13 protein-coding genes and 1 tRNA gene are annotated in these 14,027 nt (G+C 60.6%); 12 read left to right on the top strand and 2 right to left on the bottom strand.

Annotated features, from left to right (window positions below):
- Positions 1-300 precede the first annotated feature (300 nt).
- The 8 genes from dctP (at position 301) to G3256_RS10715 (ending at position 8,583) form a co-directional block, all read left to right on the top strand.
- The gene (gene dctP, locus G3256_RS10750) at positions 301-1,317 is read left to right on the top strand and encodes a TRAP transporter substrate-binding protein DctP (RefSeq protein WP_169640815.1); all 1,017 of its coding nucleotides are present in this window, start codon (positions 301-303) and stop codon (positions 1,315-1,317) included.
- Positions 1,318-1,379: 62 nt separating this feature from the next.
- Positions 1,380-2,009: a TRAP transporter small permease subunit gene (locus G3256_RS10745; RefSeq protein ID WP_169640814.1), complete on the top strand. Its 630-nt coding sequence runs from the start codon at positions 1,380-1,382 to the stop codon at positions 2,007-2,009.
- Entirely contained in the window at positions 2,009-3,409 is a 1,401-nt protein-coding gene (locus G3256_RS10740) for a TRAP transporter large permease (protein WP_169640813.1), read from the top strand. The genes G3256_RS10745 and G3256_RS10740 overlap by 1 nt, the downstream gene beginning before the upstream one ends.
- Positions 3,410-3,620: 211 nt before the next feature.
- Positions 3,621-4,574: a hypothetical protein gene (locus tag G3256_RS10735; protein WP_169640812.1), complete on the top strand. Its 954-nt coding sequence runs from the start codon at positions 3,621-3,623 to the stop codon at positions 4,572-4,574.
- 390 nt (positions 4,575-4,964) lie between these two features.
- On the top strand, positions 4,965-5,975 hold the full coding sequence (gene dusA, locus G3256_RS10730; protein ID WP_169640811.1) for a tRNA dihydrouridine(20/20a) synthase DusA: 1,011 nt from the start codon (positions 4,965-4,967) through the stop codon (positions 5,973-5,975).
- Complete coding sequence (locus G3256_RS10725; RefSeq protein WP_169640810.1) at positions 5,972-6,793, top strand: sulfite exporter TauE/SafE family protein; 822 nt, start codon at positions 5,972-5,974, stop codon at positions 6,791-6,793. Before dusA ends, G3256_RS10725 begins: the two co-directional genes overlap by 4 nt.
- Entirely contained in the window at positions 6,787-7,572 is a 786-nt protein-coding gene (locus G3256_RS10720) for a hypothetical protein (RefSeq protein ID WP_169640809.1), read from the top strand. Before G3256_RS10725 ends, G3256_RS10720 begins: the two co-directional genes overlap by 7 nt.
- Before the next feature lie 225 nt (positions 7,573-7,797).
- Entirely contained in the window at positions 7,798-8,583 is a 786-nt protein-coding gene (locus G3256_RS10715) for an inositol monophosphatase family protein (protein WP_169640808.1), read from the top strand.
- Between the two features lie 3 nt (positions 8,584-8,586).
- On the opposite strand, the gene G3256_RS10710 is transcribed toward G3256_RS10715, so the two are convergent.
- Both G3256_RS10710 and G3256_RS10705 read right to left on the bottom strand, forming a co-directional pair.
- The gene (locus G3256_RS10710) at positions 8,587-8,964 is read right to left on the bottom strand and encodes a GFA family protein (protein ID WP_169640807.1); all 378 of its coding nucleotides are present in this window, start codon (positions 8,962-8,964) and stop codon (positions 8,587-8,589) included.
- Positions 8,961-9,701, bottom strand: coding sequence for a rhomboid family intramembrane serine protease (locus G3256_RS10705; RefSeq protein ID WP_169640806.1), 741 nt, complete (start codon positions 9,699-9,701; stop codon positions 8,961-8,963). The genes G3256_RS10710 and G3256_RS10705 overlap by 4 nt, the downstream gene beginning before the upstream one ends.
- A 280-nt stretch (positions 9,702-9,981) precedes the next feature.
- Between G3256_RS10705 and G3256_RS10700 the strand changes: the two genes are divergently transcribed.
- From G3256_RS10700 to G3256_RS10685, 4 genes are all read left to right on the top strand, one after another.
- Complete coding sequence (locus G3256_RS10700) at positions 9,982-10,479, top strand: Lrp/AsnC family transcriptional regulator (protein ID WP_169640805.1); 498 nt, start codon at positions 9,982-9,984, stop codon at positions 10,477-10,479.
- Positions 10,480-10,510: 31 nt separating this feature from the next.
- Positions 10,511-11,065 carry a tetratricopeptide repeat protein gene (locus G3256_RS10695; RefSeq protein ID WP_169640804.1) on the top strand — a complete coding sequence of 185 codons (555 nt, stop codon included), beginning with the start codon at positions 10,511-10,513 and terminating at the stop codon, positions 11,063-11,065.
- Positions 11,066-11,106: 41 nt separating this feature from the next.
- Positions 11,107-11,192: transfer RNA gene (locus G3256_RS10690), tRNA-Leu, on the top strand.
- Between the two features lie 185 nt (positions 11,193-11,377).
- Positions 11,378-13,969 (top strand): methyl-accepting chemotaxis protein, encoded by a 2,592-nt coding sequence (locus G3256_RS10685; protein ID WP_169640803.1) that lies wholly within the window; start codon positions 11,378-11,380, stop codon positions 13,967-13,969.
- Positions 13,970-14,027: the final 58 nt, after the last annotated feature.

Raw genomic sequence — 14,027 nt, 5'->3', positions numbered from 1 at the left:
TTTCTCTGTAAAAATTTTTCCGCTGCATCTGCAAAATGCTGTAAAGTTCTGGTAAGCTGCCGGGAAGAAAGAATTTTTTCCCGGGTCCGTGCGGATGAGTGAGGCCCTGAGTGCGCACCTGAGCTGACTGATGCTGCTCTGCCGCGCAATGGCCTTCGCCTGATGCAAAGGCCCGGCCTTCGGGATGCAGCGGCGTGCGCGCGGCAGCGCCCGTGTTTTGGGGTTGGCAGGCCGGGGTCGCGCGGGTAGTTTCCGGTCCAGGCATGCCCGGTCTGAGGCGTGCATAAAGGGAGAAAAATTATGAATAAACTGCTCAGCGCTGCAGCGGTCAGCGCCATCAGCTTTGCATTTGTGTCCGAAGCGGCTGCCACCGAATGGAACGTCTCCGTCTGGGGCAAACGCCGGGCTTTCACCGAGCACGTCGAGAAGCTGGCGGAACTGGTTGCCGAAAAAACCGGCGGCGAATTCACCATGAATGTAAGCTACGGCGGGCTCAGCAAGAACCGCGAAAACCTCGACGGTATCTCCATCGGCGCCTTTGAGATGGCGCAGTTCTGCGCAGGCTATCACCCGGATAAAAACCGCGTTGTGACGGTTCTCGAACTGCCGTTCCTCGGGGTCGAGAACCTGGATCAGGAAGTGGCCGTGGCCCGTGCGGTCTATGCGCACCCTGCCGCCGCCGAAGAAATGGCGCAGTGGAATGCAAAGCTGCTGATGACCTCACCGATGCCGCAGTACAACCTTGTCGGAACAGGTGAGCCCCGCGACGAGCTTGCTGAGTTCGAAGGCATGCGGGTGCGCGCCACAGGCGGTCTGGGCGAAGCCTTCAAAACCGTCGGCGCCGTGCCGACTTCTGTGACAGCCACCGAAGCCTATCAGGCGATGGAAGGCGGCGTGGTCGATACGGTCGCTTTCGCGCAGCACGCACACCTGAGCTTCGGCACGATCAACCAGGCGGACTGGTGGACGGCGAACCTTAACCCTGGCACCGTGAACTGCCCGGTTGTGGTGAACATTGACGCCTATGAGTCGCTGTCGGACGCGCACCGTGAAGCCCTCGAGAGCTCAATCCCCGAGGCCATTGACCACTATCTGACCAACTATGCGGCACTTCTTGAGCGCTGGGATTCCGTGCTGGAAGAGAAGGGCGTGCAGAAGGTCGAGATTTCTCCTGAGGTTATCTCTGAATTTCAGGCCATTGCCGGCAAACCCAACCACGATGCCTGGATCGCCGAGATGGAAGGCCAGGGCCTGCCCGGTCAGGAGCTTTACGACCTTGTCGTGAAAACGCTGGCTGAAGCCAAAGGTGGCAGCTGATTAAATCCGGGCCGTCGCGTCACCGCGGCGGCCCGTTTCAATAAAAAACGGGGGGCAGGGCTATGGCAGGATCAGCTGCAGTGCTCGAAGACTCCAGCCTGCTCAGCCGGCTGGACCGCGCACTTTTACCTGTTGAGCGCCTCTGCGCGCTTCTCAGCGGTATCGCGATTTTCTCACTGATGTTTCTGGCCGCCTGGTCGGTGACAGGGCGCAAATTCTTTGCCTCGCCCATGGCGGGCTACGTCGATTATATCGAAGCGGCCATGCCGATCATCGCGATCATGGGGGTCTCCTATGTGCAGCGAGACGGCACCCATGTGCGCATGGATATGCTGGTTTCCGCCCTTAAAGGCCGCACCCTGTGGTTTTTCGAACTGGTCTCGGTGCTGCTCATTCTGGTGCTGATCGTGGCTCTGACCTGGGGCGCCTGGGAACATTTCGCACGCTCCTTTGACTGCGCGCGCCCGCTCTGCAGCCGGGACAGCTCTATTGACGTGGGCATACCGATCTGGCCGTCAAAGCTGGTTGTGCCGGTTGCGTTCGGCGTGCTGGTGCTGCGGCTCATACTCCAGGCCTGGGGTTATGGACGGGCGCTGATCCTCGGTCTTGAGAACCCTGTTGCCGTCCCTCTGGCGCTCACTGTGGCCGAACAGGCCCGCATTGAAGCCGAAGCACTGGAAGGGTCTGACTGATGGAGCCCATTGAAATCGGCCTCTGGGTCAGTGGCGGCCTCCTCGTCTTTGTTGTGCTGGGCATGCGCGTGGCCTTTGCCGCTGCCCTTGCGGGGTTTGTCGGTCTTGTCTGGCTGCGCTGGAACGGGTTTGATTATGATCCCGAACGCTTCTGGAAAGCTGTTGAGATCAGCGTCAAAATCGCCGGTCTGACCCCGCATTCCAAGGTCTCCGCCCAGGTGCTGAGCCTGATCCCTGTTTTTATCATGATCGGCTATATGGCCTATCACGCACAGCTGACAACGGCTCTGTTTACCGCCGCAAAACGCTGGATCGCCTGGGTGCCGGGCGGTCTTGCGGTCTCTACTGTTTTTGCCACCGCAGGGTTCGCCGCCGTCTCCGGCGCCTCGGTCGCAACGGCGGCGGTCTTTGCGCGGATTGCCATCCCCGAGATGCTCAAGATCGGGTACAACAAACAGTTTGCTGCCGGTGTGGTGGCGGCAGGAGGCACACTGGCCTCGCTGATCCCGCCGTCGGCGATCCTCGTGATCTATGCGATTATCGTGGAGCAGGACGTGGGCAAACTGCTGCTGGCGGGTTTTCTGCCCGGCATGTTTTCGGCTGTGGTCTATGCCCTGCTGATCATCGGCATTGCCGTTGTCTTTAAATCTGTCGGCCCGCCGGTGGGCGGCTTCACCTGGCGCGAACGCTTTGCCTCGCTGCCGCCGGCGTTGCCGATCCTCGCGGTTGTCGTGATCATTATCTTCTTTGTCTATAACCCCTTTGGAGATGCCTGGGGCACGCCCACTGAGGGCGGGGCGATCGGTGCCTTTATCATCTTTCTGATGGCCCTTTACCGGGGCATGCGCTGGAAACAGCTCAAGAGCGCGCTTCTTGATACTGCCAAGCTGACCGTGATGATCTTTTCGATCATCTGGGGCGTGCTGATCTATGTGCGCTTTCTGGGCTTTGCTGAGCTGCCGGAAGCCTTTGCCGACTGGATCACGGGTCTGGAAATGTCACCGATGCTGATTCTGATCTGTATTCTGCTGGCCTATGCCGTGCTTGGCATGTTCATGGATGCCATTGGTATGCTGCTGCTGACGCTGCCGGTGGTCTATCCGGCTGTGATGGCGCTCAACGGTGGTGAGCTTGTCAGTGCAGCAGACAGCGCCTTTGGCATGTCCGGTCCGATGTGCGCGATCTGGTTCGGCATTCTGGTGGTGAAAATGGCCGAGTTCTGCCTGATCACGCCGCCCATCGGCCTTAACTGTTTCGTGGTCGCCGGCGTGCGCGATGATCTGACCGTGCAGGATGTCTTTAAGGGTGTGACGCCCTTCTTTATCGCCGACGGTGTGACGATTGCCCTGCTGGTCGCGTTCCCGGGGATTGTGCTCTTCCTGCCCTCACTTGCGGGATGAGCACAGGGGCCGGAGTGTACCCCGCCCGGGAGCCTGCACGATCGCGCCGCAACCGGGGGGGATTTCCGCCTGAGAAATGCAGGAACAGATCGGCAGAGGGGACGTGCTCGCTTCTCCGAAGGCACCACCTGAGAAGGCGCGATTGGGTTTTGTCTTTGCTGCGATCATAAGCGTATTATTGTTTTTCTGTTACAACGGGCCGTGTATCTGAATGAAGTCTGACTTTGACGCTTATATCACCGGGATCGCAAAAGACGTGTCCGGCAAACTTGGCAATTCTCTTGATGTGTCGACGACACGCTGGATCAGACCTCCGACCGGTGAGGACCAGGTCAGGGATGCGACGCTCGCGTTTTATGTGGACGGTCATAAACGCGGTGACGATGTCGTTCTTCTGATTTCCAACACCCTTTTTCCGGGTGCCGTGAAAGCTGATGTTGCCTGCGCCAGAGATGTCGCCGGGCGCGTCAGCCGGCAGGTATCCGCACATATTTCCGCGCCTGTCTGCGAAGGTCAGTCCGGAAAACAGACATATGCCGCGTATTCAAGGCTCAGTCCGCTGTCTGAGTTTCGCCCCGTCCGGATGCTTCAGAAAGCCCGAGCCGCAAAGCAAACCCTGCCCTGGCTGGTGCAGCTTGCAAAAGAAACGCGGCTGCATCGCGGGACACCCGAAGACTACGAAAGGGTTTTCGCTGATCCTCTGGCGTCCCTTGGCGGTGACACAAATGTCCCGGCCCGGGTGAGGGCGCGTGCACAGGAATACCGGGACTTCGTTCAGGACAGGAAGCCGGATCTTTTTACGGTGGTTCAGCATGGTGACTTCTGGATCGGAAATGTCTTTTTTGAACGTCGGAAATTACCGGATCTCAATCCGTATCTGGGCGATTTTTCCATCATCGACTGGCGGGGCGCGCGTCAGGACGGCTATCCCTGTACCGATTGCATGAGGTTCTGCTCATCGCTGTTCAGGACCGGATCGGAACGAAACAGCCAGCTTATTGCGGAATACAGGAGCGCTCTGGACATCCCCGCTGAGGAGTTTCAGGTATATTGCTTTCTGGCGCTCGGGCGGCTTGGGACTGAGCTGGATCAGTTTCCGGCTGAAAAATACGCAGAGCTTTGCGACCACACACTGACATTTATCGATACACACTGTCCCCGCTGAGGAGGGTGCAGGGGAGGGAGCCGGGTCCGGTTTCAGCCATTGCATGCTGCCTGACAATGGCCTGCCGCCAGGCGCAGGTTACCTCTCGCGGTCTGACATCCGGGGCACCAGACACGCCATCAGGGGATGAACAGTCGGGCAGGCGCAGGTCACAAATTCGGCAATACAGACAGTCCAGCCGTATCCGAAAGGCAGACTATAATCATGGGCGACCAGATCCGACGGTCCTGACCGTGCGTCTGATCCGGGCGTGGTGTCCACCGGAGGAAAGCTTGATTATAGTGGCGCCGAGTTATGCGCTGAGTCGTCGCAAAATGGTAAACCACGGGGTGTCATGGCAAAAGTCCGCAGTGAGGGACTACCTGACAGCTTTCTGAAGATGCAGGACAAATGAACACAGAACAACATGCCAGATTTTCGGTCGCCCCAATGATGGACTGGACCGACCGGCACTGCCGTATGCTGCACCGTCAGCTCAGTTCTCATACGCTGCTCTATACCGAAATGGTCACCTCAGCGGCTCTGGTGCGCGGCGGGGCGCAGCATCTGCTGGCGAATTCGTCTCAGGAGCACCCTGTGGCGCTGCAGCTCGGCGGTTCTGATCCGGAGGAACTGGCAGACGCGGCACGCATGGGGGCTGACGCAGGCTATGTCGAGATCAATCTCAACGTCGGCTGCCCGTCCGACAGGGTACAGTCCGGTGCCTTTGGCGCGGTGCTGATGGAAGACCCGGCGCGCGTCGCCCGTTGTGTCGCGGCAATGCGCCAGGCGGTGAAGGTGGATGTCACAGTCAAGTGCCGCATCGGTGTGGACGACCAGACCCCCGAAGAGGTTTTGCCGGAGTTCCTCGCACAGATCGTCGGCGCCGGCTGCACCCGCGTCGCAATTCACGCACGCAAGGCCTGGCTGCAGGGGCTCAGCCCGAAGGAGAACCGCGATATCCCGCCGCTTGACTATACCCTTGTCATGCGCATGAAAGAGCTCTTTCCCAATCTGCATATCTCGGTCAACGGCGGCATTACATCGCTCGCCGCAGCGCAGGGTTTTCTGGATGCGGGGCTTGACGGGGTGATGATCGGGCGTGCGGCCTATCACGATCCGGCCGGCATCCTTTCACAGGCCGACCCGGTGATCTTCGGGCGTGGTGACGCCACAACGGCCGAAGGCGCAGTGCTGGCGATGCTGCCCTATATCGACGCCCATATTGACGCAGGCGGGCGGCTGGGGCAGGTCACACGGCATATGCTGGGTCTTTTCACCGGGCGCCCCGGTGCCCGGGCATGGCGGCGCATGCTGTCGGAAGGGGCTCACAGACCCGGTGCGGACAGCGCACTTGTCCGTGAGGCTCTGGCGCAGGTGACCGGCCACGGCGACGCTGATCCCGCGCGGGCGGCCGGATGACAGATCCCACGTTGCTGGCCCAGATGGTCGTGCTTCTCGCCTGTGTGGGGGCTTTTGCCGGCGTCCTTGCAGGGCTCCTTGGGGTCGGCGGGGGCATCGTCCTTGTTCCTGCGTTTTTCTATGCTTTTACAACGCTGGGGTTTGCCGGCCCGCAGCTCATGCAGATCTGCCTTGCCACGTCGCTGGCAACGATTGTGGTTACCTCTCTGCGGTCGGTCAGCAGCCACAACAAAAAGGGCGCGGTCGACAAAGACATCCTGCGCACCTGGGCGCCGGGCATCATGATCGGGGCGGTTCTGGGGGTGCTGGTGGTGGCACAGCTGCGCACCGCGACGCTGCAGTTTCTCTTTGGCACGCTGGCGATGAGCGTCGGTCTTTACATGGCGCTGGGACGTCCGCACTGGCGGCTGAGCGAGGACATGCCAAAGGGCATTACCCGTGCGCTTCTGTCACCGGTCGTGGGTTTTCTTTCCGTGATCATGGGGGTTGGGGGTGGCAGTTTCGGCGTGCCGCTGATGACGCTCTGCGGGCGGCCGGTGCACCGCGCCGTGGCAACATCCGCCGGCTTTGGTTTTCTGATCGCCACGCCTGCGGTTGTGGGGTTTCTGTTCAGCGACGCCGGGGATCTGCGCCCGCCCGGTACCATCGGCTCGGTCAATGTACCCGCCTTTGTCGTTACCATCGCAATGACCCTGATCACGGCACCGCTCGGCGCGCAGCTTGCCCACAGGCTCGATCCCCTGCGGCTGCGCCGGGTCTTTGCGGTGTTCCTGCTGATCGTTGCGGGCAATATGGTCCGGAAGGCTGCGGGGTGGTAGCTGATCCTCAACAGTCCGGCTGGGCGCTGTTCGCGCCGGAACCTGTAACGATTGCCTGGGCGCAAAAGGCCCGCGGCGCCGGCCTGCGCGCGCTGCGTGCGCCGGAGTTCGGGGATATGTACCAGTGTGAGCGAACGTGGTTTGTAGGCCTTGATGCGCTGCCCAGCGGGCCGGACGGAGATATCGATGGCTCGGGCCCTTTGCGCGGCGCGGCGGTGGAGGCTGTCCGCGCGCAGGTCGGTTACCTGCCGGCGCTGCACCGCGCGCAGCTTTCGGTCGTCTGGCCTGGCTATCCGCGCCCGCGTGAGGGCGAAAGCGACGCCGGCTTTGGCTACCGGCGCGACCGCGATGCGGCTCATGTCGATGGCGTGATGGGCGAGGGGGCCCCGAAACGCCGCTTTGTGCGCGAACCGCATGCGTTCATTCTTGGCGTGACCCTGACACAGACAGATCCCGACGCGGCCCCGCTTGTGATCTGGGAGGGCAGCCACCTGATCATGGCACGCGCCTTCCGGGCGGCATTTGCGGGTCATGCGCCTGACAGTCTGAGTGCGATGGATGTGACCGAAATTTATCAGACTGCGCGGCGCGAGGTTTTCGACACCTGCCGGCGGATCCCACTGCACGGGCCGCCCGGATCGATCAGCCTCGTGCACCGGCTCACCCTGCATGGTGTGGCACCCTGGGCACCGGGGGCGGATGCACCGGATGAGGGCCGGATGATTGCCTATTTCCGTCCGCCAATGCCGGGGGGCGTCGCGGCCTGGGCCGCGCTGTAAGAAAAAACGGCCTGGGCCGCGCTATAAGAAAAAACGGCCTGGGCCGCGCTGTAAGAAAAACCGGCCCGGGCCGCGCTTCTGCAGGACCCTGCCCTGGTAGCGCGCCCTGAAACAGGGGTTTTACCGGGCCCGGCTGAAACGGTCGTCGGCCATGCGACACCCCCTTGGCATTGTGGCAGCGGGCGACTATACGCGCAGGCTGAAACACGCATGAGGTCCCGGCAGATGGTTGGCAGCGCAAATCTCAATATCATGATAAAAGCCGCACGCCGCGCAGGCCGCTCGCTGGTGAAAGACTTCCGCGAAGTCGAGAACCTGCAGGTCTCGATGAAAGGGGCCGGTGATTTCGTCTCCCGTGCAGATCTGAACGCGGAAAAGATCATCAAAGAAGACCTGATGGGCGCCCGCCCGACTTATGGCTGGCTGGCCGAGGAAAGCAGTGAGGAAGAGGGTCAGGACCCCACCCGCCGCTGGATCGTCGACCCGCTGGACGGCACCACGAATTACCTGCACGGGCTGCCACACTGGGCCGTTTCCATAGCACTTGAGCACAAAGGACAGATTGTGGCCGGCGTCGTCTTTGACCCTGCCAAAGATGAGATGTTTTTTGCTGAAAAAGGCGCGGGTGCCTGGATGAATGACAGCCGCCTGCGTGTGTCGGGGCGCAGCCGGATGATCGAAAGCGTCTTTTCCACCGGTCTGCCCTTTGGTGGACGCAGTGATCTGCCGGATACTCTCAAAGAGCTTGGACGCGTTCTGCCGGGCTGTGCGGGTGTGCGCCGCTGGGGTGCTGCCGCACTGGATCTGGCCTATGTGGCCGCCGGTCGCTATGACGGGTTCTGGGAACGCAGGCTCAATGCCTGGGACATCGCCGCGGGGGTTATCATCGTGCGCGAAGCCGGCGGCCTGGCTGAACCCATCAATCCGGCCGGCGACATCATCGCCGACGGCACGATCATCTGCGCCAATGAGCCGATCTTTGCACCCTTTGCCAGGCTGGTGCGTGGCTGATCCCTAATCTTCGTCTTCGCCCGGCAGCAGGCTGTGCCCGTCATTCCAGGCAAAAGGTTCCAGCTCCCAGGGGTGGACCCCTTCGATGCAGCCGACATTAATCCCGCACTCTGACGGATCGGAAAAGCGCTGGTGATGCGTATAGATCCCGCAGGTCCGGCAGAACCAGTGCTTCGCCCGGTGCGTGCCCCAGGTGTAAAGCGACAGGTTTCCGGCGCCCCGGATCACCCTGACAGACGCCGCGCGTGCCGAGACATTCGCAGCCTGCCGGCGCGCGCAGAAGGAACATGTGCAACGTGCGGCACTGCCCGGGTCTGCAGTCAGAGCGGCTTCCAGCACAATGGCGCCGCAATGGCATGATGCGGTTACGGTACGGCTCATCTGCGCTTTATCCGCGGCACCCTGCTGGTGACGGTATAGTGCGCCTCGGGGTGCGGTGGCTCGCCATGGGTGCGCCTCCAGAAAGCCGGGCCGCCAAGCCTGAGCCATATGGGCACCGCGCCGATCACCCCGGCGACAAAACCACCGGCATGCGCCCAGTAGGCCACGCCACCCGCCTCTGCGCCTGCGCCGATGCCGCCCACGAACTGCATGCCGAACCAGAGCAACAGCATGATCCAGGCAGGGATCGGAAAGACCCGGAAAATTACAATCAGGATCAGCAGAATATCCACCCGCGCCCTCGGAAAAAGCAGCAGATAGGCACCCATGACGCCCGCGATCGCCCCCGAGGCGCCAACCAGCGGGACAGTTGACCCCGGCTCGATCGCGATATGAGCGACCGAGGCCAGAACACCGCAGACCAGGTAGAAAACCAAAAAACCGAAATGGCCCATCGTATCTTCGATATTATCGCCAAAGATAAACAAAAACAGCATGTTGCCGGCAAGGTGCATCAACCCCCCATGCAGGAACATCGCGGATATGATGGTATAGGTACCGTCCCCGGTGATCACCCGCGCCGGGATCAGTGACCAGTCATACCAGAACGCGTTCATATAGCGCACGTTGTCCATCTCTCCCCAGTAACTGAAAAAGATGAGGATATTGGCCGCCATCAGCGCCCAGGTGACAAACGGCGTACGGCCGGAAGGATTGTGATCACGGATCGGAAACATCCGCGCAGGCTCTGCGATTGTCAGGTCATGGTCAAGGACCCTGACGTGCCTGTGTTGCTGCGATGCTGATACCCGGGCAGTCGGCTTCATCCGGCGCCGGAATCTGTATGAGGCGAGCCTCTTTTTCCATCCCGGATGGCTGGTGCCCGCAGTGGTCCGGCTCCAGAGGGCTTGCAGGGTATCCTGTGCTGTGTGAATGACCGCTTGCGTCTTTTCTCTGGCGTATTGCGGTTCCGAAAGCCACAGTGCCTGCAAAGAGGCGGGGCAAAGAGCCGTTAAGATGAAGAAAACAGGAAAACCTGGTGAAAGTGACGCGTTTGATCCCGACCGGTTTGACCGTGCGATTCTCTCTGTACTGGCCGAGGACGGCCGGATCAGCATCACCGATCTTGCCCGGCGCATCGGCCTGTCAAAATCACCGACCCAGGCACGTCTGCGCCGGCTCGAAGAGACTGGCGTCATCATCGGATACCGCGCGCTGCTGGATCCTGTCCGCCTCGGGCTCGATCACGTGGCCTTTGTCGAGGTACGTCTGAGCGATACGCGGGAGGCTGCCCTTGCTGCGTTCAACGAGGCGGTCGCCCGTGTGCCCGAGGTCGAGCAGGCCCATATGATCGCCGGCAATTTCGATTATCTGCTTAAGGTGCGCACCCGCAATATGACCGGGTACCGCCGCTTTCTGGCGGAGACGATTTCCGCTCTGCCGCATGTGGCCGCGACATCTACCTATGTGGCGATGGAAGCAGTCAAGGAAACAATGCTGTCGGACCCGACTTGACCGCAGGCCGATCCGCGCCACGTAACTTGCTATGAAACAGTTCATCGCTGCAGCCCTGCTGTTCTCCGCGCCCGCGCTGGCTGAATGCCCGGCGCCGCAGGACTATACCGCAGAGCTCGAAGCCCTGTTTGAAAAGGCACGCGCGGCACCGAACGATATGGCAGGCCGCGAGGTGTCCGGTCAGATGTGGCAGATCTGGTTGCGCGCCCCGGACGAGGCCGCACAGGAGGTCCTCGACCGGGGCCTGCGCCGCAGAGACAGCTATGATTTCGCCGGTGCTCTGGAGGAATTTGACCGCCTTGCGGAATACTGCCCGCTCTATGCAGAAGGCTTTAACCAGCGCGCTTACATCCACTTCCTGCGTGAGGATTACGAAAAGGCACTCGTTGATCTTGATAAGGCTCTGGCGCTGTCGCCGGATCATGTGGCTGCCCGGTCGGGCAGGGCGCTCACGCTGATGAACCTCGGGCGCACCGAAGAGGCCCGTGTAAGTCTGTTGCAGGCGCTGGAAAACAACCCCTGGCTCTCTGAGCGGTTTCTGATGGCCAGAGGCGGGCCGCTGGCAGTGCCCGGAAAAGACATCTGACCCGTTTACACCCGGTGGCTTCCCGCTATTGTGCGGCGCGGGCCCGCGTGGTGGAATGGTAGACACAGGGGACTTAAAATCCCCAGGCAGAAATGCCGTGCCGGTTCGAGCCCGGCCGCGGGTACCACAGCACCTTTTACTGACGATTTTAAACAGAATTTCCGGCGGGGGGCCGGAGGTGCTCCTGTGCCTGCCGTTCAGCCGTTAAGCGCTCTGTAAGACCTGCCGTGTAGGACATGACCTGACAGGCATGGACACCTGTGATCGCAGTCCGACCGTGCCGACCTGAAAAACTTCGCAAAGGAACTGGCGATGGCGCTCTCAAACCGGTCTGATCAGAAGGCAAACCCACTCAACAGCCTATTCGTGAAGTGTACGATTATGGTTTTTGCCTGCATCGTCGCCGTGGTGGCCAGCATTGTGATCATGGAAAACCGTTCGAAAACGGAAATGACCGTGAAAAGCCTCAGCGAGCGCGCTTCCGAAGTTTCCGGCCTGCTCTCGCTGGACATGGGTGGCGCGGTTCGCTTTGGCAATGCGGCGGGAATTGAGGAAATGGTATCCGGCGTGATCGAGGCGGCTCAGCCCGATGCCACCGGCGCGATCGTTGTAAGCGTTGCAGGGGAGCTGATTTACAGCGGGGGTGCCGAAGGGTTTGATCAGACCGGTGCCATGGCTGTTGCCGAACAGGTTCTTGAAACCGGCGAGCCTGCGGCAGGACCGGATGGTCTTGCTGCCGGGTTTCCGGTTTTCTTCGGCGATAACAGGGAGCTGACAGGGGCGGTTGTTACAACATGGAGCAAAGAGAGCAAACTTGCGGCCCTCGCCGACCTGCAGCGTGAAGCTCTGCTGATGGGCCTCGGCGTCATGGCCGCCGCTCTTGCCTGCGCTGCATTCTTTCTGCGCAGCCAGATGTCAGGCCCGCTGGTGCGTATTGAAAGTGCCATGGGCGAGGTGGCCGGTGCGAATTACGACGTTGAGATTCCCTTCACCGGGCGCGGCGATGAAGTGGGAAAAATGGCCCGGCGTCTCGATACGTTTCGCGGCGCACTTTCAGATGCACAGAAGGCTTCCGTGGAAAGCGCCTTCAAGGGCGCCGCTTTCAGCGGATCTGCGGCGGCGATGATGATGGTGGATGCCGATCTGAAGGTGATTTTCGTTAATCCGGCCTGTGCGAGCCTCCTGACAGAAAATTCACAAGAAATTGGTCCGGTCTGGTCCGGGCTTGATGCAAAGGCGCCGATCGGAGCGGATCTGTCTGAGTTTGATCCTTTGCGGGCGCCGTGCACGAAAATTGCAGCGGAGCGCGAGGCCGCGCTTCCGGTTGAGCATACTACCCGCATCGGAGAAAAGCTTTTCGAACTGAAGCTCAGTGCCGCTTTTGATGAAGAGGGCGGTATGATCGGCGCTGTTATCGAGTGGATCGACCGGACAACTGATGCGCGCAACGCCGCACTGCTCGGAGCAATTGATGCCCAGCAGATCCGGCTTGAGTTTGACGCCGGCGGACAGTTTGCCGGAAGCAACGAGAACGCGGATAGCCTTCTCGGACTGTCAGAGGACAAAAGCCACGCATTCGCAGATCTCTTTTCAGGCACGGGAAATGGTGAAGAAGACACAGGCAGCCTTCTCGATGCAGTGATGTCCGGTGAGAAAACGGCCGGACGATTTAAGCTGTCCTGCCCGGCATCGGACGCGCCGTTTATGGCTGACGGCAGTTTTGCACTGGTGATGTCACCAGACGGCAATCCGGAGCGGATTATTTTTCTCGGCACGGATGTAACGGAAAGCGCACGCAACCTTGATGCTGCAGATGCAGAGCGCGAGCGGGTGGCTGCAGAGCAGGTCCGGGTGGTTGAGGCCCTCGGTATCGGGTTGCGCAAACTCGCGGAAGGCAATCTTGCCGATCCTATAGAAGACCGGTTCCCGACTGAATACGAGCAGTTGCGCGAAGATTACAACGAAGCCCTCTTCTCGCTTGGCGAGACCGTAGGCGCCGTGTCGCACAATGCAGAATCAATTCGTAATGAAACTTCAGAAATCTCTGCAGCTGCCGATGATCTGTCACGCCGGACAGAGAAACAGGCAGCCACTCTCGAGGAAACGGCGGCTGCCCTTGATGAGCTTACAAGCTCCGTCCGGTCTGCTGCTGAAGGAGCCAATGATGCGTCTTCTATCTCCGCAGAAGCTCAGAAAAACGCCGAGAAAGGCGGGGAAGTGGCGCGCCAGGCCGTTGACGCGATGGACCAGATCAGGACCTCTTCACAGGAGATCTCCAACATCACAAGCGTCATTGACGACATCGCCTTTCAGACCAATCTGCTGGCCCTCAATGCGGGCGTCGAAGCGGCACGCGCCGGCGAAGCGGGACGCGGGTTCGCCGTGGTGGCGACCGAAGTGCGGGCGCTCGCGCAACGCTCCTCTGACGCGGCGCGTGAGATTAACGCGCTCATCACAAGCTCAGGAGAGCAGGTCGCGGCGGGCGTGGATCTTGTTGATAAGACGGGAGAATCTCTGTCTGCAATTGTCTCATCTGTTTCGGAAATCTCCAAACGCGTGGCAACAATCGCGGCCTCAGCGCGGGAGCAGTCGACCGGGTTGAATGAAATTAACACGGCAGTCAATGAACTGGATCATGTCACACAGCAAAACGCAGCAATGTTCGAGGAAACAACTGCGGCAAGCCATGCGCTCACATCCGAAGCGGACGCACTCGCTGCGGCCGTTGCCCGTTTCCGACTGAGAGCAGATGCACAACCGCTGCAGCGCGTCAGTGCATCGGAAGAGAAAGAAAGCCCGCCTGTTGCACCACGGCCTGCAGTCGCGGCGCCGGTGGTCGCCGGGAACACTGCGCTGGAACTTGAAACAGCAGAGGAGATCGACGACGGCTGGGAAGAGTTCTGAGCCAGGGCGCGGGGCAGACCGGCCGTCTTCTGAGAGGTGCGTAAATAGGCGTGGCACC

This window comes from Roseobacter ponti (genome assembly GCF_012932215.1).
Lineage (GTDB): Bacteria > Pseudomonadota > Alphaproteobacteria > Rhodobacterales > Rhodobacteraceae > Roseobacter > Roseobacter ponti.
This window is presented reverse-complemented; position numbering and strand designations above follow the sequence as displayed.

Coding starts and splice junctions, on each gene's coding strand:
- G3256_RS10710 (WP_169640807.1), bottom strand. CDS start 8,964: ATGAGCCGTACCGTAACCGCATCATGCCATTGCGGCGCCATTGTGCTG.
- dusA (WP_169640811.1), top strand. CDS start 4,965: ATGAACACAGAACAACATGCCAGATTTTCGGTCGCCCCAATGATGGAC.
- G3256_RS10735 (WP_169640812.1), top strand. CDS start 3,621: ATGAAGTCTGACTTTGACGCTTATATCACCGGGATCGCAAAAGACGTG.
- G3256_RS10705 (WP_169640806.1), bottom strand. CDS start 9,701: ATGTTTCCGATCCGTGATCACAATCCTTCCGGCCGTACGCCGTTTGTC.
- G3256_RS10685 (WP_169640803.1), top strand. CDS start 11,378: ATGGCGCTCTCAAACCGGTCTGATCAGAAGGCAAACCCACTCAACAGC.
- G3256_RS10695 (WP_169640804.1), top strand. CDS start 10,511: ATGAAACAGTTCATCGCTGCAGCCCTGCTGTTCTCCGCGCCCGCGCTG.
- G3256_RS10700 (WP_169640805.1), top strand. CDS start 9,982: ATGAAGAAAACAGGAAAACCTGGTGAAAGTGACGCGTTTGATCCCGAC.
- G3256_RS10715 (WP_169640808.1), top strand. CDS start 7,798: ATGGTTGGCAGCGCAAATCTCAATATCATGATAAAAGCCGCACGCCGC.
- dctP (WP_169640815.1), top strand. CDS start 301: ATGAATAAACTGCTCAGCGCTGCAGCGGTCAGCGCCATCAGCTTTGCA.
- G3256_RS10745 (WP_169640814.1), top strand. CDS start 1,380: ATGGCAGGATCAGCTGCAGTGCTCGAAGACTCCAGCCTGCTCAGCCGG.
- G3256_RS10740 (WP_169640813.1), top strand. CDS start 2,009: ATGGAGCCCATTGAAATCGGCCTCTGGGTCAGTGGCGGCCTCCTCGTC.
- G3256_RS10725 (WP_169640810.1), top strand. CDS start 5,972: ATGACAGATCCCACGTTGCTGGCCCAGATGGTCGTGCTTCTCGCCTGT.